This window comes from Kitasatospora sp. NPDC048715 (assembly GCF_043198905.1).
GTDB classification, from domain to species: domain Bacteria; phylum Actinomycetota; class Actinomycetes; order Streptomycetales; family Streptomycetaceae; genus Kitasatospora; species Kitasatospora lactacystinica.
The window spans coordinates 126,450-142,307 of sequence record NZ_JBICVH010000011.1 but is presented as its reverse complement, the minus strand read 5'-3'; the positions used below and the strand labels follow the sequence as shown (position 1 = coordinate 142,307).

Here is a 15,858-nt window from a genome sequence, read left to right as displayed (position 1 = left end):
CGGGGAAGGAGCAGGGATCATGCGTGCCCTGCTGGAGGTCGAACTCGACACCGCGACCTCGAACAAGCTCATCACCGATGGAACGATCGGCGAGGGAATCCAGCAGACCCTCGCCCAACTCAAGCCGGAGGCCGCCTACTTCCTCAGCCGCAACGGGCACCGGGCCATGATCTTCGTCGTCGACATCGCGGACGAGGCCTCGATCCCGTCCCTCGCCGAGCCGTTCTGGCTGCAGCTCAACGCCACCGTCGACATCCGCCCCTGCATGAACGCCGAGGAACTCATGGAGGGGCTCAAGCGGCTCGGCGGCTGAGCGGCAGGGCACGGACGGAGGTCAGTCGCTCAGCGCCAGCTTCACGCCGAAGCCCACCACGACCGCGCCGGTCACCCGGTCCATCAGCCGCCGCGCGGCCGGGCGGCGCAGCCAGCCGCGCAGCACCTGGGCGAAGCCCACCAGGACCGTCGACCAGAGCAGGCCCTCCACGACGTGCACGCAGGTCAGCGCCACACCGGCGGCGAAGTGCGGGGCCCCGGCCGGGATGAACTGCGGCAGCACGGCCACGTAGAAGACCCCGACCTTGGGGTTCAGCAGATTGGTCAACGTACCCCGCCGCCAGCCGTGCGCGAACCCGCCGTCCTCCGGCTCCTCCTCGGCCGCCGCCTCGCCGCCCCGGTTGCGCAGCATCCCGATGCCCATCCACACCAGGTACGCCGCGCCCGCCCAGCGCAGGATCTCGTACCCGACCTGCGAGGCGGTCAGCAGCGCCGTCACCCCGGCCGAGGTCAGCGTCCCCCAGAGCAGCGTCCCGGTCTGGATCCCCAGCACGACCCCCCACGCCTGCCGGCGCCGCCCCAGGGCGGAGGTCCGCAGGATCAGCGCGGTGTCGAGACCGGGGGTGAGGGTGAGCAGCCCCACGACGAGGGCGAAGGACCACAGAGCCGTTGTCATCTCCATGGACCTCGATGCTCTCACAGCCCCGGCCGGCCGCCGCCCGCCGGGGCGGGGGCCACCGGGCCGCCCGATCCGTCAGTCCGCCGACCCCGGGGGCACGACCCACTCGGTGGGCTGGCCGGTGACGGCGGCGATCATGTCGAAGTCACCGTCGTAGTGGAGCACCGTGGCCCCGTGACGCTCGGCGGTGGCCGCGACGACGAGGTCCGGCACCGACAGCGCCCGCCAGTTGCCCGACGAGGTCAGGAGGGCCTGCACCTCGATGGCCCGGTCCCACACCTCGTCGGGCGTGGGCAACCAGTCGAAGCCGCTCAGGCCCTCCCGGATCCGAAGGGCGTCGGCCTTGGAACGGGCGCTGTGCATGATCTCCAGTTCGACAGCGCCGCAGATGGCGACGAGCCCTCTGACGATCCTCGGCCTGAGGACCGACCTGACGGTCGGCTTGGAGAAGCGAGCGAAAGCCGACTTGTCGATCAGGAAGCGCTCACTCATCCCTTTTCCACCGGTCCGGTGAGGTCAGGCAGTCCGCCCTCGGCGAGCCAGTCCATGAAAGTCTCACGCTTGCGGCGCTTCACGAGATCTTCAAGGGCGGCGTTGACGGTGGCCACCTTGGTCGTCGTACCAAGGATCTCGGCAGCCTCGGCCAGCAGTTGGTCGTTGACGTCTATCACGGTACGGGCCATGGTCGGCCTCCCAAGCGGAGCGGGCCTGCGATATCAATATCGAAGATACTTGATATCGCAAACCCATATGCCCTGATCAGCCGATGTTCACCCGCTCAGGTGATGTTGAGGCGGGCGGCGAGGCGCAGCAGGCCGGGGCTGAGGCGGGAGAGGAAACGGGCGGCCTTGGCCTCCGGGGTGACGGGGACGACGGGCCTGCCGGTGCGGACGGCGGTGAGGATGGCGCTCGCGACCTTCTCCGGGGGGAAGCCGCGGCGGGCGTAGAGCTTCGCGGCGCGGGCCTGCTTGGCGGCCTGCTCGGTGGAGGTGGTCGCGGAGAAGGTGGAGGTGCGGGTGATGTTGGTGTTGACGATGCCCGGGCAGATGGTGGAGACGCCGATGCCGTGGCCGACGAACTCGGCGCGCAGGCAGTCGGAGAGCATGAACACCGCGGCCTTGCTGGTGGCGTAGGCGGTGAGCGCCTTGGACGGCAGGTAGGCGGCGGCGGAGGAGACGTTGACGATGTGGCCGCCCTGGCCGCGGTCGGCCATCAGGGTGCCGAAGGCGCGGCAGCCGTGGATCACGCCCCAGAGGTTGACGTCCAGGACCCGCTGCCACTCCTTCTCGGTGGTCTGCAGGAACGTCCCGGAGTGGCCGATGCCGGCGTTGTTGACCATGACGTCGGGCACCCCGTGCTCGGCGGCGACGGTCTGCGCGAAGGCGTCCATCGCGGCGCCGTCGGAGACGTCCACCCGGTAGGCGTGCGCCTTCGGGCCGATCAGCGAGGCGAGTTCGGCGGTGCGCTCGGCGGCCGCGAGGTCGAGGTCGCAGACCACCACCCGGGCGCCGTCCTCGGCGAAGGCGAGCGCGGTGGCCCGGCCGATGCCGCTGCCGCCGCCGGTCACCACGACCAGCCGGCCGTCGTCCCCGGCCGGTCGGGCCTGCCCTGCGTCGATGCGGGCGGTGAACTCGCGGACCATTCCGGCCACGAGGGCTCCCTTCTCCAGCAGCGCCGACCAGTGGCCGGCGTGCAGCGTCCTGCGGGTCAGGTCGGGCACCCAGCGCTCCAGCCCCTCGGAGAGGTAGGTGCCGACGTACCGGTCCCGGGTGAGGGTGATCAGCTGGACCGGCACCTCGGTCGGCCGCTCGCGCGGACTGCCCAGGGTGGGGCGGAAGTTGGCCCGGTACAGCTCGATGCCGCGGACCGCGTCGCGGCGCAGGGTGGGCTGCGGGTGGTCGGCGCGCGGGGTGACGTGCTCCAGGTCGCGCAGCACCCGCGGCCAGGCCCGGGCCAGGCCGAGCCGCCAGATGCCGGGGGCGAGGTAGGGCAGGTGGAAGGCGGTGATGTACCAGGAGTGCAGGCCCTGGTGCAGCAGTTGCCCGAGGTGGCGGGGGGTGGGGCGGCGCACCCGGTGGCGCAGCCAGTGGCCCATGTGGTCCAGGCTGGGGCCGGACAGGGTGGTGTACGAGGCGATCCGGCGCCCGGCGCCGGGTTCGGTGACGGCCTCCCAGGACTGGATCGAGCCCCAGTCGTGGGCGACCAGGTGCACCGGGCGGTCCGGGCTGACGGCGTCGGCGACGGCGAACAGGTCCTCGGCGAGGTACTCCAGGCGGTAGCCGGACCGGTCGGCGGGGGCGGCGGACTCCCCGGCGCCGCGCACGTCGTAGCGGACCACGTGGTGGTCGCGGGCGAGGTCGGCGGCGATGTCGTCCCAGACGGCGTGGGTGTCGGGGTAGCCGTGCACGAGCAGGACGGTGGGGGCGTCCGGGTCGCCCTGCTCGAAGACGGCGAGCGGGAGGCCGCCGGAGCGGACGGTCCGGCGGCGGACCGGGGGCGCCGCCAGGGGCTGCGCCGGACGCTTCGTCGGGCTCGTCATCGGGTGGCCTCCAGGGTGGTCGGGGCGGCGGCGGTCGGGGCGGCCGTGGTCGGCTCGGCGGCCGGGAGGGACGCCTGCCCGGTGGCAGTCTGCCCGGTCCCGGCGGTCCAGCGTCGGACGTGCGGCAGGTCGTCGTCGAGCCAGTAGGCGTCGTCCTCGGTGACCACCAGCAGTTCCTCGAACTTGATGCCCACGCCCCGGAAGCCGATGTGCGGCTCCACCGCCCACAGGCCCGGGGTGGGCGCGTGCCGGGACGACCGGCCGTCCGCCCAGAGCGGTGAACGGCCGTGCAGCCGCTCGGAGATCAGCTCGCGGCCGAGGGTCTGGAGGGTGCGCACGCCGAAGCCGAGGACGTTCACCCCGGCCGGGCCGCGCGCGGTGTTGCGGGTGACCTGGTGACCGATCACCCGGCCCGGGTAGACCTGGTGGCGGTTGTCGTAGCCGTGCGCGGCGATCTGGGCGTCCACCGCCGCGTACACCTCGGCGAGCGGCCTGCGGGCCCGCACCTCGTCGAGGATCAGCTCGCGGTACACCTTCAGGTCGGCGGCCAGGCGGTCCCAGACCCGGTTCTCGCCGGCCTTGCCGCCGTAGCCGATGTCGGCGGTGTAGCCGTCCACCACGGGCGCGCAGTCCAGCACGTACGGCATGCCCTCCTCCAGACGGCGGTTGCCGGCGAAGAACTGCAGTGGGGTGCGGAAGTGCCGGAACGCCGTCCGGTCGCCGAACCAGGCGAAGGGGACGTGGAAGAAGTCCTGCACCCCGGCGGCGACCAGGCGGCGGCGCAGCTCGGCGGTGGCCTGCCGCTCGGTGACGCCGGGCTCGATCCAGGCGGCGACCTGTTCGGCACAGGCGTAGGCGAGCTGCTGGGTCTCGCGGAAGCGGGCGAGGTCGCGCTCGGTGTAGCGGAAGGCGGGGGTCGCTTTCGCCATGGAGAGGGCTCCTTCTAGAGGTCGAGCACGAGGGTCTCGCCCTCGGCGGCCCGGGAGACGCAGGGCAGCAGGGCGCCGGCGGCACGCTGCTCGGGGGTGAGGCGGCGGTCCCGGTGGTCGGGCGTGCCGGCCAGCACCCGGACCTCGCAGGTGCCGCAGAAGCCCTGGTGGCAGGAGTACGGGAGGTCCGGGCGGGCCTCGCGCAGCACGTCGAGGGCGGAGCGGTCGGCGGGGACGTCGAGGTCCGGACCGTCGGTGCCGAGGCGGACGGCGAACGGCTCGCCGTCGGTGACCGGGGCGGCGCCGAAGCGCTCGAAGTGCAGGGAGGCGGCCGGGGAGGCGTCCAGGGCGCGCTGCACGGCGGTGAGCATCGGCGCCGGGCCGCAGCAGTAGACGGCGGCGCCGCGCGGGGCGTGGGCGAGCAGTTCGGCTCCGGTGGGGACGCCGCCGTGCTCGTCGTCGGTGCGCAGCACCACCCGGCGCGGGTCGAGGGCGCGCAGCTCGTCCGTGTACGGGAGGGTGTCGGCGCTGCGGCCGACGTGCACCAGGCGCCAGTCCAGGCCGTGCCGCTGCGCCTCGCGGGCCATCGGGAGCAGCGGGGTGATGCCGATGCCGCCGGCCAGCAGGAGGACGGCGGGCTCGGCGCAGAAGGCGAAGCCGTTGCGCGGGCGGCGGGCGGTGAGCCGGGTGCCGGGGTGCAGGGCGTCGTGGACCTCGACGGATCCGCCGCCGCCCTCGGGCAGCCGCCGGACGGCGACGCGGTAGTGGGTGCGGTCGGCCGGGTCGCCGCTGAGGGAGTAGTGGCGTTCGCGGCCGGAGGGCAGGACGAGGCGCAGGTGGGCGCCGGGCTGCCAGCCGGGCAGCGGGCCGCCGGAGGGGTCGGCGAGGAGCAGCTCCACGACGTCGACGGCCGGTCGGCGGCGCTCGGCGACGACCAGTTGGAGCGGCGGGGTGGGGCGGCTGAGCGGCCGGCGGGGGTTGCGGCGCAGCAGCGGGCCGCCGAGGGCCGGGGAGTAGCGGTCGCCGAAGGCGGTGAGCCGGCGCATGAAGCCGTCGGGGCGGGGGCGGCCGTAGAGGTCGGGGGGCGGGGTGAGCTGGTCCATCCGGCGGGGTCCTCGGGGTGGGTGGGAGAGGGACCGGGCTCAGCGCCCGGCGGCCGCGCGGGCGGCCGGGGAGGTGGCGAGGTAGCCCAGCGCCTGGCTGGACGAGCCCTCCTGGGTGGGGTGGTAGCCCGGTCGCAGGTAGCGCAGTCCGGAGCGGATCGACTTGACCGGGTCCGGCAGCAGTCCGCGCCTGGCGATCCGGCCCGCCTCCCGCCAGGTGGGCTTGAGCCGGCCTTCGAGGGAGGGGTCGGCGGCGAGCAGGAAGCGGGCGCCGCGCACCCAGAGGTGGACGAGCAGCGGCCCGGAGACCGCCATTCCGCGCACCCGGCGCAGGTAGCCCGGGTCCAGGTGGACCATCAGGTCGTAGGCGACGCTGCGGTGCTCGACCTCCTCCGCGCCGTGCCAGCGCAGCAGGTCGAGCATCGTCGGGTCGGCCTTGGCCCGGTCCAGGCCCGGGGAGTTGAGCGCCCAGTTGCCGAGGAAGGCGGTGAAGTGCTCGATCGCCGCGATGAAGGCGACCCGCTCGATGACGTTCTCCCGCTGCCGGTCCGGCGTCAGGCCCGGCTTGTCGCCGAGGACGCGCCGGAACAGCCAGGAGATCTGCCGGACGTACGGCCGCGGGTCGAGCCCCTGGCCGAGCAGGTGGTCCAGGACCTCCTGGTGCGCCTCGGCGTGGATGGCCTCCTGTCCGATGAACCCGAGGACCTCCTCGCGCAGTTGCTCGTCCCGGACGAGCGGCAGCGCCTCCTTGAACACCTTGACGAACCACCGCTCCCCTTCGGGCAGCAGCAGGTGCAGCACGTTGATGACGTGGGTGGCCATCGGCTCGTCCGGGATCCAGTGCAGCGGCAGCTGGGCCCAGTCGAAGCGGACGTCCCGGGGTTCCAGCACGAGGCTGTCGTGCACGCGCGCGGCGGGGGCGGCGAGGGCGGGGACGGGGGTGGAACGGGGCATGGCAGGCCCTCCTGACCTGGGGGCGGCGGCTCGGCTCCAGGGAAACGTACTCGCGGGTAGCCGTCAGGACAAGGGGTTCGGCGACCCTTATCGACATCGAGTCTAATAAGTGACGCGCACCGGCGGCCACCACGGGAAACGCGGGAGGCCCCACCGGTCTCCCGGCAGGGCCTCCTCGAACTCGTCTGCGCGACCGCCGGCTTGGCGTCAGACCGCCATCGCCAGCATCAGCGGCGCCGCCCGGGCCGCCAGCAGCTCGGCGGCCGCCTTCAGCCTGTGCACGCTGTCCGCCGGCATCGAGGTGGCCAGGCAGCCGACCGTACTGCCCGCCGTGATCGGCACCGCCGCGCACACCGTGCCCAGCGCGTACTCCTGGATGTCCAGCACCGGCACCGTGGCCGGCTGCCGCTCCAACCGGTGCATCAGCTGGTCGGCGTCGGTGACGGTGCGGGAGGTGAGCCGGGCGACCGGGTGCCGGGAGAGGTGGTCCCGCCGGGCGTCCGCGTCCAGCTGACCGAGCAGGCACTTGCCGATCGCGCTGGCGTGCGCGGTGGCCCGGAAGTCCACCCACTCCTGCACGGCCGGCGCGTAGTCGGCGGCCGAGACCGCCTCCACCGACAACTCGCCGTCGTGGTACCGGCTGAAGTACACGGCGGCGCCGAGCTCGTCCCGGAGTTCGGCGAGCTTGCGGTTGAGCCGGGCCTTCACCAGCTGCTCCCGGTTGTGCTGGCCGAGCAGGGCGAAGGTGCCGCCCAGCAGCCAACCGCCGTCCTGGCACTGGAGATAGCCCTCGACCTCCAGGATCTCGGCGAGCCGGCGCACGGTGGGCAGCCCGAGCGAGGTCTCCCGGGCGAGGGCCACCAGGGTGGCACCGTCGGGGTGGCGGTCGACCGCCTCCAGCAGTCTGAGGGCGTGCTGGAGGGAGGTGAACGAGCCCGTCGGGCCCTGGTCCAAAGCGGCGTGACGACCCGGGGCTGGTGTCGACATGTCGTCCCCTTCCGATGTCCCCCCACGGAGCGACCGCGGGCACCCACCAGCCTATCGACCCGGCGGCTCCGACGGCTGCCGTCCGTGCATATCCGTGGACAATCCGTGGCGCCCCACCGCCCGACCTGGGACGACGTGACGGGCCCCTCCCCCACTGCCCAGGGGGAGGGGCCCGCTCGCGGGGCCGCCGGGTGCGGGCCCGGCGGCCGTGGGGACGGTGGTGCGGATGGTGGGCCGGCCCGCCGTCGGCGCTCAGCCCTCGTCGCCCGCCCGCAGGGTGGTGACGGCGGCGGCCAGCCGGGCGCCGAACTCCTCGTCCGCGGCGCGGAAGTGGGCGAGGTTGCGCTCCACCACGTCGTCCCGCGAGACCTGCGCCAGGGAGCCCGCGAGGTTGTCGATCAGACGGGACCTCTCGCCGGCCGACATCAGCCGGTACAGCTCGCCGGCCTGGAAGAAGTCGTCGTCCTTGGTGTGCGCCGGGGTGGTGTACGTGCCGGTGCGGCCCGCCACCTCGACCGGCGCGGACAGCGCTTCGCCGGTCTGGGCCGGCCCGCCGTACGAGTTGGGCTCGTAGTTCCTGCCGCGGCCGGCGCCGTTGACCGCCATCAGGCCGTCCCGGCCGTAGTTGGCGGCCTCGGTGGCGCGCGGGGCGTTCACCGGCAGTTGGGTGTGGTTGACGCCGAGGCGGTAGCGCTGGGCGTCCGCGTAGGCGAACAGGCGCCCCTGGAGCATCTTGTCCGGGGACGGGCCGATGCCGGGCACGAAGTTGTTCGGCGAGAACGCGGCCTGCTCGACCTCGGCGAAGACGTTCTCCGGGTTCCTGTTGAGGACCAGGCGGCCGACCTTGACCAGCGGGTAGTCGGCGTGCGGCCAGACCTTGGTGAGGTCGAAGGGGTTGAAGCGGTAGTCCGCGGCGTCGGCGACCGGCATCAACTGGACGTGGAGGGTCCAGGACGGGAACACCCCGCGCTCGATGGCCTGGTGGAGGTCGCGCTGGTGCGAGTCGGCGTCGCCGCCGACGACCTCGGCTGCCTGGCCGCCGTCCAGGCAGCGGATGCCCTGGTTGGTCCTGAAGTGGTACTTCACCCAGTAGGCGTCGCCGTCGGCGTTGACCCACTGGTAGGTGTGGGAGCCGTAGCCGTTCATGTGGCGGTACGAGGCCGGGATGCCGCGGTCGCCGAACAGCCAGGTGATCTGGTGGGTCGAGGCCGGCGAGTGGGCCCAGAAGTCCCAGACGTTGTCCGCCTCCTGCACGCCGGTGTACGGGTCGCGCTTCTGCGAGTGGATGAAGTCCGGGAACTTGACCGGGTCCTTGATGAAGAACACCGGCGTGTTGTTGCCGACGAGGTCGTAATTGCCGTCCTCGGTGTAGAACTTCACGGCGAAGCCGCGCGGGTCGCGCACCGCGTCGCCGGAGCCCAGGTTGCCGGCCACGGTGGAGAAGCGCAGGAAGACCTCGGTGCGCCTGCCAACCTCGGAGAGGAAGCCCGCCCGGGTGTACCGCGCGACCTCGTCGGTGACCTCGAAGTAGCCGTACGCGCCGGAGCCTCGGGCGTGCACGACGCGCTCCGGGATCCGCTCGCGGTTGAACCGGGCCAGCTTCTCCAGCAGTTGCTGGTCCTGGACCAGCAGCGGGCCGTACGCGCCGGCCGAGGCCGAGTTCTGGTTGTCGGCGACCGGGGCACCGGACTCCGTGGTCAGGATCTTGGGCATGGAGGGTCCTTCGGGTGTCGATAAGGGCGGTGCGCGGAGAAATGGGTGACGCATCGTCAGATCCCCGCCCGGACGGGTTCCACGGGCTCCGGGCGAGGGATCCGACGGATCGTCAGCCGCCGAACAGGCTCCGGACGACGGCCGCGGCCGTCACCGGGTCGGCCGCGGGACGGGCGGCGGTCAGCGCGGCGGCCTCCTGCGCGGCGACACCGGCCCCGGTGAGGGCCGCGACGGCCTCCGCGGCCGGGAGGGCGTTGAACCAGCGCAGCGCGAGGGCCGCGCGGCCGGCCCCGGTGAGGCGGCCGGTGAGCCGGAGGCGGGCCAGGCCGCCGTCCGGGTGGACGTTGATGCGCACGTGGGTCACCGGGCGGCCGGCGTCGAGCCGGAAGCGGTGCCGGGTGTCGGGCTGGAGCCTTGTGCGGGGCAGGAGTTCGAACCACTCGCCGTCGGCCGGGTCCGCCCCGGTCGAGGCGTCGAAGCCGATCAGGTCGGCCCAGCCGGGGGCATTGGCGACGAAGCAGGAGGTGTCCACTTCGGCGGCCAGGACCTCACCGCCCCCGGCCAGGGCGATCTGCACCCAGTCGTTGGCCTTGTCGCGCCGACGCCGGGTCTCCCAGCCGTCGCCCATGACGGAGGCACGGCCGGGAGCGTTCAGGTTGTGCGGGGAGGAGAAGTAGCGGTCGGACGCCGCCTCGGCCACGCCGCCGTACTCCTGGGCGGCCAGGTCGAAGGTGAGGCCGTCCAGTTCGCGCGGGTCGGGCAGCACCTCGCCGTGCACCCGCAGCCGGGCGACGCCGCCGTCCGGGAAGATGTTCAGCCGCACATGGGTGAAGCGGGTGCCGTCCGCGACGGCGAACTCGTGGGCGGTGTCGCCGCTCAGCGCGGTGCGCGGCACGATCGTGGTCCACTCGGCGCCCCGGAGCTCCTCGGGCGAGGGGTGGCCGGGGACGGACGCGGCCTCGACCGAGGCGGACTCCGGGTAGTTGCCGGTGAAGTGGGCGGTGTCCACGATCACGCCGTGGACCACCCCGGCGACGCCGAGCCGCACGATCGTCCAGTCGTGGTCCTCGTCGGTGGGGTGCGGCTGCTCGGCGGAGACCCCGCGACGGCGCTTGGACTCCCAGCCGTCCATGATCTGGCCCTTGTGGCCGAAGGTGTGCGGGCGGAACTCGGCCGGCTTGGCGACCAGCAGGTTCTCGGCGTCCGCGAAGGTGTCCTCGTTGGTGGCGACGACGCCCGCGCCGAGCAGTCGGGAGGCCAGGTTGACCAGCTCGGTGAAGGGAGCACTCGGGGTGTCGGCAGTGGTCACTGACTCTCCTTTAGGCGCGTACGGGCGGGGTGGTGGCGGGACGGGATCGGGGCCGGGCGAGCTGCCGGCCGAAGGGGCGGGCCGCGGGGTCCACCTCGCGGCCGCGCAGCCAGGTGGTGCGCACCGCACCGGTGAGGGTCCGGCCGGCGTAGGGGGTCACGGGGTTGCGGTGGTGCAGCCCGCTCGCCCGGACGGCGAAGCCGCCCTCGGGGTCGAAGGCGACCAGGTCCGCGTCGTGACCGGCGGCGATGGCGCCCTTGGTGCCGGTGAGGCCGACCAGTTCGGCCGGTCCGGCGGACATCCAGCGCACCACGTCGGACAGGGTGCGGCCGCGGCGGCGGGCCTCGGTCCAGACGGCCGGCAGGCCGAGCTGGAGCGAGGCGATGCCGCCCCAGGCGGCCGCGAAGTCGCCGCTGCCGCCGTACTCGGGCAGCAGCTTGAGGTCGGGGGTGGACGGCGAGTGGTCGGAGACGACGGCGATGAACTCGCCGTTCGCCAGGGCCTCCCAGAGCGCGTCCCGGTTGGACTCGTCGCGGATCGGCGGACAGCACTTGAAGGCGGTGTCGCCGTCCGGCACCTGCTCGGCCGCGAGCGTCAGGTAGTGCGGACAGGTCTCGGCGGTCACCCGTACGCCGTCCTCGCGGGCCTGCCGCAGCAGCGGCAGGACGGCGGCGGAGGAGACGTGCAGGACGTGCACCCGGGCGCCGGTGCGCCGGGCCGCGTCGAGCAGCCGGGCGACCGCCGCGGTCTCCGCGTCGACGGGCCGGGAGGCCAGGAAGTCCCGGTAGTGGACACCGGGTTGCTGCGGGGCGGCGGCGAGCACGGCCGGGTCCTCGGCGTGGATGATCGCCAGCGCCCCGATCCGGGTCTGCTCCGCCAGCGCCGCCTCCAGGTCCGCGGCCTCGACGTGCGGGAACTCGTCCACCCCGGAGGGGGCGAGGAAGCTCTTGAAGCCGAACACGCCCTCCCGGTAGAGCGGTTCGAGGTCGGCGACGTTGCCGGGGACGGCGCCGCCCCAGAAGCCGAGGTCGACCCAGGCCTGGCCCTCGGCTGCCTTCCGCTTGAGCGCCAGCCCCGCCACCGTGGTGGTGGGCGGGATCGAGTTGAGCGGCATGTCGATGATCGTGGTGACGCCGCCGGCCGCGGCGGCCCGGGTGGCGGTGGCGAAGCCCTCCCACTCGGTGCGGCCGGGCTCGTTGACGTGCACGTGGGTGTCGACCAGGCCGGGCAGCAGGGCGGTGTCACCGAGGTCGACGAGCTCGCCCCCGGCGACCGCCAGCGAGCCGTGCGGGGCCGTGCGGGCGATCGTCCCGCCCTGGATCAGCACGTCCGCGGGGCGCTCGCCGTCGGGCAGGACCGCCCGGCGGGAGCGGATCACCGTGGGCTGGCCGAAAGGCATGGGGGACCTCCGAAACCTGGGAGTCGAGGGTGGTGGAGCAGGGTGGAGGCGAAGGATTGCCGGGAGCCTAGGCCCGCCTTCAACAAAACGTCAATGGTTGGACGCGCGGGGCCCGGGCCCGCGGGACGGTCCGGTACGCGCCGGGGTTCAGCCCGGCAGCAGCTCGCCGGCCAGCCTCTCCCCCGCGAGTTCGGCCAGCTCACCGGCCCTGGTCATGCTCTCCCCCGGCCGCTCGGCCAGGTCGGTCAGGGCGATCGCGGCGGTGAAACCGGCGGCCCGCCACTCGGGCTCGGACAGCTCCAGCCGGCCCGCCACGGCGGCCACCCGAACCCCCGCCCGGGCGGCCGCGGCGGCGACTCCGGCGGGGGCCTTGCCGTGGAGCGTCTGCGCGTCCAGGCAGCCCTCGCCGGTCACGACGAGGCGTGCCCCACGCACGGCCCCGTCGAAGCCCAGCAGGTCGAGCAGCAGCTCGATGCCCGGGCGCATGGTGGCGCCGAGCAGGGCCAGGGCCGCGAAGCCCACCCCGCCCGCGGCGCCGGCGCCGGGCGCCTCCCGGAGGTCCCGCCCGGTGGCCTCGGCCACCAGGTCGGCGAACCGGGTCAGCCCCTCCTCCAGCACCACCAGGTCCTCGCCGTCGGCGCCCTTCTGCGGGCCGTAGACGGCCGGGGCGCCGCGCGGGCCGAGCAGCGGGTTGTCCACGTCGCAGGCCACCACGACCTCGACCCCGCCCAGGGCCTCGGCCAGCGGGCCGAGGTCGATCTCCGCGAGCCGGCGCAACGCGGCGCCGCCGGGCGGCAGTTCGACGCCGGCGGCGTCGAGCAGCCGTACCCCGAGCGCCTGCACCATGCCGGCGCCGCCGTCCGTACCGGCGCTGCCGCCCAGGCCCAGCACGATCCGCTTCACGCCGAGCGAGACCGCCCTGGCGATCAGCTGGCCGACCCCGTAGGACCCGGCCGCGAGCGGGGCGGCGCGGCCGCCGGGCAGCCGGGCGAGGCCGGAGGCCTGCGCCAGCTCGACCACGGCGGTGTCGTCCCGGACGGCCAGCGCGGCGTCCACCGGCAGGCCGGTCGGGCCGGCCACCTTGGCCGGGACCCGGCTGAACCCGGCCGCGAGCGCGGCGGCCAGGGTGCCCTCGCCGCCGTCGGCGACGGGCAGTTCGCGCACCTCGGTGCCGGGCGCGGCACGCCGGATGCCGGCGGCGATCCGGGCCGCCGCCTCGGCGCCCTCCAGGCTGCCCTTGAACTTGTCGGGGGCGACGACCACATGGCCCTGGTGGGGGATGGCGGGCATGGCGCGGTCCTCGCTTCCGTACGGGTCTGGCGGTGGCTCTGCGGTGTGCGTCCAGCATGGGCCCGGGTGTCCCGGGGGGCCAGTGCCCGGGCCGGGGCGGCCGGCGGGCCGCTCGGCGGGGGTCCGGCCGGGGCGATCCGGGGGCATCGGCCCGGAGAGGCCGTCCGGAGGGGCGGTCCGGAGGGGACCGGTCGGAGGGGACCGTCCGGAGGGGACCGGTCGGAGGGGGCCGTCCGGAGGGGACCGGTCGGAGGGGACCGGTCGGAGGGGACCGTCCGGAGGGGACCGGTCGGAGGGGGCCGTCCGGAGGGGACCGGTCGGAGGGGTGCGCCCCCTCCCCGCCGTCCCCCGTCCCGCTTCCGACGTTCGGGGGGCTCCCCTCGGCGGGGAGGAGGCCCGGCGACGCGTACCGGGCACGACCGAAGTGCCCCCAGGGGGGACGTACGCGTCACCGGCTCGGAGCGACCGGCGGGCGGGCGGATGAGCCCCGGCCCGCACGCCGGCCGGGCCTGGCCTCCTGGCGGCGCGGGCACGACCGGAATGGGTACACGCCGCCAGGAGGAGCTCGGACCGGGGGCTCCGCGCGGGAGCCCCCGGGGATCAGGGCCGGTCGGACCCGCCCCGTGCGGCCCCGCGCCCGGAGAGCCGCTCGACGCCGCGCAGGAGCGCCGAGTGGTCGAGCGAGCCGTCGCCGTTGGCCCGGGCGGAGGCGACCAGCTGGGCCACCACGGCGCCGACCGGCAGCGCGGCGCCCACGGCGCGGGCGGCGTCGGTGACGATGCCCATGTCCTTGTGGTGCAGGTCGATCCGGAAACCGGGGGCGAACTCGCGGTTCAGCATGTTCGCCTTCTTGCGGTTGAGCACCGTGGAGCCGGCCAGGCCACCGCCGAGCACGTCCAGCGCGGCCGCCAGGTCGACGCCGGCGTTCTCCAGGAACACGACGGCCTCGGCGAGCACCTGGATGTTGACCGCGACGATCAGCTGGTTGGCGGCCTTGACGGTCTGGCCGGCGCCGGCCGGGCCGACGTGGACGACCGTGGTGCCCAGCGCGTCGAACAGCGGCCGGGCCTCGGCGAAGTCCTCGGCGGCACCGCCGACCATGATCGACAGGACGGCCTCGACGGCACCGGCCTCGCCGCCGGAGACGGGGGCGTCCAGGGTGCGGACGCCCTTCTCCCTGGCGGCGGCCTCGACCTTGATCGAGGTCTGCGGGGTGATCGAGGACATGTCGATCACCAGGGTGCCGGGCGCGGCGTTCTCCAGCACCCCGCCCTCGCCCAGGACGACCTGCTCGACCTGCGGGTCGGCCGGGACCATGGTGATGACCACCTCGGCGTCCTTCACCGCCTCCGCGATGCTGGTGGCACCGTGGCCGCCGGCCGCGACCAGGGCGTCGATCGGCGGCCGGGTGAGGTTGAAGCCGGTGACGTGGTGGCCGGCCCCGACCAGGTTGGCGGCCATCGGGCTGCCCATGATGCCGAGGCCGATGAAGGCGATCTTGCGGCTCATCGCGTCGAGTTCCTTACGTGTGCGGGTGGGAGGTCGGGTGGGTCGGCGGCGAGGCCCGGCGGCGCCGCGCGAGTCGGCGGCACACGGCTCGGTGACGCGCACGTCGGCGGCATGCGGCTCGGCGGCGCTCATCGGCTCCGCCGCGCGGCCGGCTACCTGACGGCGCGCAGCTCGCGCGGCAGCCACCCGAAGCCGTCGGCGCTGACGCCGGTGGAGGGGCGGTACTCCAGGCCGATCGAACCGCTGTAGCCCGCGGCCGTGAGCCTGGCGAAGAGGTCCTCGAAGTCCAGGTCGCCGGTGCCGGGCTCGTTGCGGCCCGGATGGTCGGCGATCTGCACGTGGCCGATCCGGTCGGCGTACGCGTCGATGACCGCCGGCAGGTCCTCGCCGTTCCTGGCCAGGTGGTACAGGTCGCAGAGGAACCTGGCGTTCCCGAGGCCGGTGGCGGCGTTGACCTTGTCGACGACCTCGACGGCGGCGGCGGCCGAGACCAGCGGGTAGTGCGGCGACTCGTCCTTGTTCAGGGCCTCGACGAGCAGGATCGCGCCGATCCCGTGCGCGGCCCGCGCGGCGAGCACCAGGTGCTCCAGCGCGAGCGCGTCCTGCTCGGCCGGGTCGACGCCCTCGGCCCGGTTGCCGTACAGCGCGTTGAGCGCGGTGGCGCCGAGCGAGGCGGCGAGCTCCGCGGCGACCGGGAGGTTGGCGCGGAAGCGGTCCCGCTCGGACGGCACCGAGACGGTGCCGCGGGCGCCCAGGCTCAGGTCGTCCAGGAGGTTCAGGCCGGTGAGCCGTACGCCGGCGTCGGTGAACGCCTTGCGCAGCGCGTCCAGTTCGGCCTGCGAGGGGTCGTGTTCCGCCCCGAAGGGCCACCACAGTTCGGCGGCCGTGAAGCCGGCCGCGGCGGCCGCGGCGGGGCGCTCCAGGAGCGGCAGTTCGCCGAACAGGATCGACAGGTTGACCGTGAAGCCGTGCTGGGCTGCCGCCGTCACGTCGCTCACCTCTCTTCTCTCTTCCTTCATCCGCAACTTCCACGATCCGGAAGAGGGATTCTGTGTGGTGGAAGCATCTCCGGCCCGCCGAGCGAGTGTCAAGGGAGTCGCAACAATTTGTTGAAGCCGCCTCATGGCCATGCCGCCCCCGGGGCCGGACTGTTCGATCACCCGGGCCCTGCCCG

Annotated in this window: 15 protein-coding genes; 1 reads left to right on the top strand and 14 read right to left on the bottom strand. The window is 74.3% G+C overall.

The annotated features are described in order from the left end of the window. The first annotated feature begins 19 nt into the window (after positions 1–19). Positions 20–313, top strand: a complete 294-nt coding sequence (locus tag ACGFSC_RS21810) for a hypothetical protein (protein WP_359911743.1) — start codon at positions 20–22, stop codon at positions 311–313. A 21-nt stretch (positions 314–334) separates the two neighbouring features. On the opposite strand, the gene ACGFSC_RS21805 is transcribed toward ACGFSC_RS21810, so the two are convergent. The 14 genes from ACGFSC_RS21805 to ACGFSC_RS21740 all read right to left on the bottom strand — a co-directional run bounded on the left by ACGFSC_RS21805 (position 335) and on the right by ACGFSC_RS21740 (position 15,682). Beyond that, positions 335–955 (bottom strand): LysE family translocator, encoded by a 621-nt coding sequence (locus ACGFSC_RS21805; protein WP_359911746.1) that lies wholly within the window; start codon positions 953–955, stop codon positions 335–337. A gap of 72 nt (positions 956–1,027) precedes the next feature. Further along, on the bottom strand, positions 1,028–1,444 hold the full coding sequence (locus ACGFSC_RS21800; protein WP_359911749.1) for a PIN domain nuclease: 417 nt from the start codon (positions 1,442–1,444) through the stop codon (positions 1,028–1,030). After that, complete coding sequence (locus ACGFSC_RS21795) at positions 1,441–1,635, bottom strand: type II toxin-antitoxin system VapB family antitoxin (protein WP_359911752.1); 195 nt, start codon at positions 1,633–1,635, stop codon at positions 1,441–1,443. Before ACGFSC_RS21795 ends, ACGFSC_RS21800 begins: the two co-directional genes overlap by 4 nt. 95 nt (positions 1,636–1,730) lie before the next feature. Further along, positions 1,731–3,491: an SDR family oxidoreductase gene (locus ACGFSC_RS21790; RefSeq protein WP_359911755.1), complete on the bottom strand. Its 1,761-nt coding sequence runs from the start codon at positions 3,489–3,491 to the stop codon at positions 1,731–1,733. Then, positions 3,488–4,420: a M24 family metallopeptidase gene (locus ACGFSC_RS21785; protein ID WP_359911758.1), complete on the bottom strand. Its 933-nt coding sequence runs from the start codon at positions 4,418–4,420 to the stop codon at positions 3,488–3,490. The genes ACGFSC_RS21790 and ACGFSC_RS21785 overlap by 4 nt, the downstream gene beginning before the upstream one ends. Positions 4,421–4,434: 14 nt before the next feature. Then, a complete protein-coding gene (locus tag ACGFSC_RS21780) occupies positions 4,435–5,523 on the bottom strand; it encodes a PDR/VanB family oxidoreductase (protein WP_359911761.1) in 1,089 nt (362 codons plus the stop codon). A 39-nt stretch (positions 5,524–5,562) separates the two neighbouring features. Then, positions 5,563–6,477 carry a metal-dependent hydrolase gene (locus tag ACGFSC_RS21775; protein ID WP_359911764.1) on the bottom strand — a complete coding sequence of 305 codons (915 nt, stop codon included), beginning with the start codon at positions 6,475–6,477 and terminating at the stop codon, positions 5,563–5,565. Positions 6,478–6,684: 207 nt separating this feature from the next. After that, the gene (locus tag ACGFSC_RS21770; protein WP_359911767.1) at positions 6,685–7,464 is read right to left on the bottom strand and encodes an IclR family transcriptional regulator C-terminal domain-containing protein; all 780 of its coding nucleotides are present in this window, start codon (positions 7,462–7,464) and stop codon (positions 6,685–6,687) included. Between the two features lie 252 nt (positions 7,465–7,716). Beyond that, positions 7,717–9,177, bottom strand: coding sequence for a catalase (locus ACGFSC_RS21765; RefSeq protein WP_359911770.1), 1,461 nt, complete (start codon positions 9,175–9,177; stop codon positions 7,717–7,719). 112 nt (positions 9,178–9,289) lie between these two features. Beyond that, positions 9,290–10,486 carry an allantoicase gene (alc, locus tag ACGFSC_RS21760; protein WP_359911773.1) on the bottom strand — a complete coding sequence of 399 codons (1,197 nt, stop codon included), beginning with the start codon at positions 10,484–10,486 and terminating at the stop codon, positions 9,290–9,292. Between the two features lie 10 nt (positions 10,487–10,496). Then, positions 10,497–11,885, bottom strand: a complete 1,389-nt coding sequence (allB, locus tag ACGFSC_RS21755) for an allantoinase AllB (RefSeq protein WP_359911776.1) — start codon at positions 11,883–11,885, stop codon at positions 10,497–10,499. A 147-nt stretch (positions 11,886–12,032) separates the two neighbouring features. Continuing rightward, the gene (locus tag ACGFSC_RS21750; protein WP_359911779.1) at positions 12,033–13,175 is read right to left on the bottom strand and encodes a glycerate kinase; all 1,143 of its coding nucleotides are present in this window, start codon (positions 13,173–13,175) and stop codon (positions 12,033–12,035) included. A gap of 600 nt (positions 13,176–13,775) precedes the next feature. Beyond that, entirely contained in the window at positions 13,776–14,684 is a 909-nt protein-coding gene (locus tag ACGFSC_RS21745; RefSeq protein ID WP_359911782.1) for a 2-hydroxy-3-oxopropionate reductase, read from the bottom strand. Positions 14,685–14,836: 152 nt separating this feature from the next. Continuing rightward, complete coding sequence (locus tag ACGFSC_RS21740; RefSeq protein WP_359911785.1) at positions 14,837–15,682, bottom strand: TIM barrel protein; 846 nt, start codon at positions 15,680–15,682, stop codon at positions 14,837–14,839. Positions 15,683–15,858: the final 176 nt, after the last annotated feature.

What these genes read in the sequence shown, in the direction of transcription:
- ACGFSC_RS21810 (WP_359911743.1), top strand. Translation starts at nt 20, where the DNA reads ATGCGTGCCCTGCTGGAGGTCGAACTCGACACCGCGACCTCGAACAAG.
- ACGFSC_RS21805 (WP_359911746.1), bottom strand. Translation starts at nt 955, where the DNA reads ATGGAGATGACAACGGCTCTGTGGTCCTTCGCCCTCGTCGTGGGGCTG.
- ACGFSC_RS21800 (WP_359911749.1), bottom strand. Translation starts at nt 1,444, where the DNA reads ATGAGTGAGCGCTTCCTGATCGACAAGTCGGCTTTCGCTCGCTTCTCC.
- ACGFSC_RS21795 (WP_359911752.1), bottom strand. Translation starts at nt 1,635, where the DNA reads ATGGCCCGTACCGTGATAGACGTCAACGACCAACTGCTGGCCGAGGCT.
- ACGFSC_RS21790 (WP_359911755.1), bottom strand. Translation starts at nt 3,491, where the DNA reads ATGACGAGCCCGACGAAGCGTCCGGCGCAGCCCCTGGCGGCGCCCCCG.
- ACGFSC_RS21785 (WP_359911758.1), bottom strand. Translation starts at nt 4,420, where the DNA reads ATGGCGAAAGCGACCCCCGCCTTCCGCTACACCGAGCGCGACCTCGCC.
- ACGFSC_RS21780 (WP_359911761.1), bottom strand. Translation starts at nt 5,523, where the DNA reads ATGGACCAGCTCACCCCGCCCCCCGACCTCTACGGCCGCCCCCGCCCC.
- ACGFSC_RS21775 (WP_359911764.1), bottom strand. Translation starts at nt 6,477, where the DNA reads ATGCCCCGTTCCACCCCCGTCCCCGCCCTCGCCGCCCCCGCCGCGCGC.
- ACGFSC_RS21770 (WP_359911767.1), bottom strand. Translation starts at nt 7,464, where the DNA reads ATGTCGACACCAGCCCCGGGTCGTCACGCCGCTTTGGACCAGGGCCCG.
- ACGFSC_RS21765 (WP_359911770.1), bottom strand. Translation starts at nt 9,177, where the DNA reads ATGCCCAAGATCCTGACCACGGAGTCCGGTGCCCCGGTCGCCGACAAC.
- allB (WP_359911776.1), bottom strand. Translation starts at nt 11,885, where the DNA reads ATGCCTTTCGGCCAGCCCACGGTGATCCGCTCCCGCCGGGCGGTCCTG.
- ACGFSC_RS21750 (WP_359911779.1), bottom strand. Translation starts at nt 13,175, where the DNA reads ATGCCCGCCATCCCCCACCAGGGCCATGTGGTCGTCGCCCCCGACAAG.
- ACGFSC_RS21745 (WP_359911782.1), bottom strand. Translation starts at nt 14,684, where the DNA reads ATGAGCCGCAAGATCGCCTTCATCGGCCTCGGCATCATGGGCAGCCCG.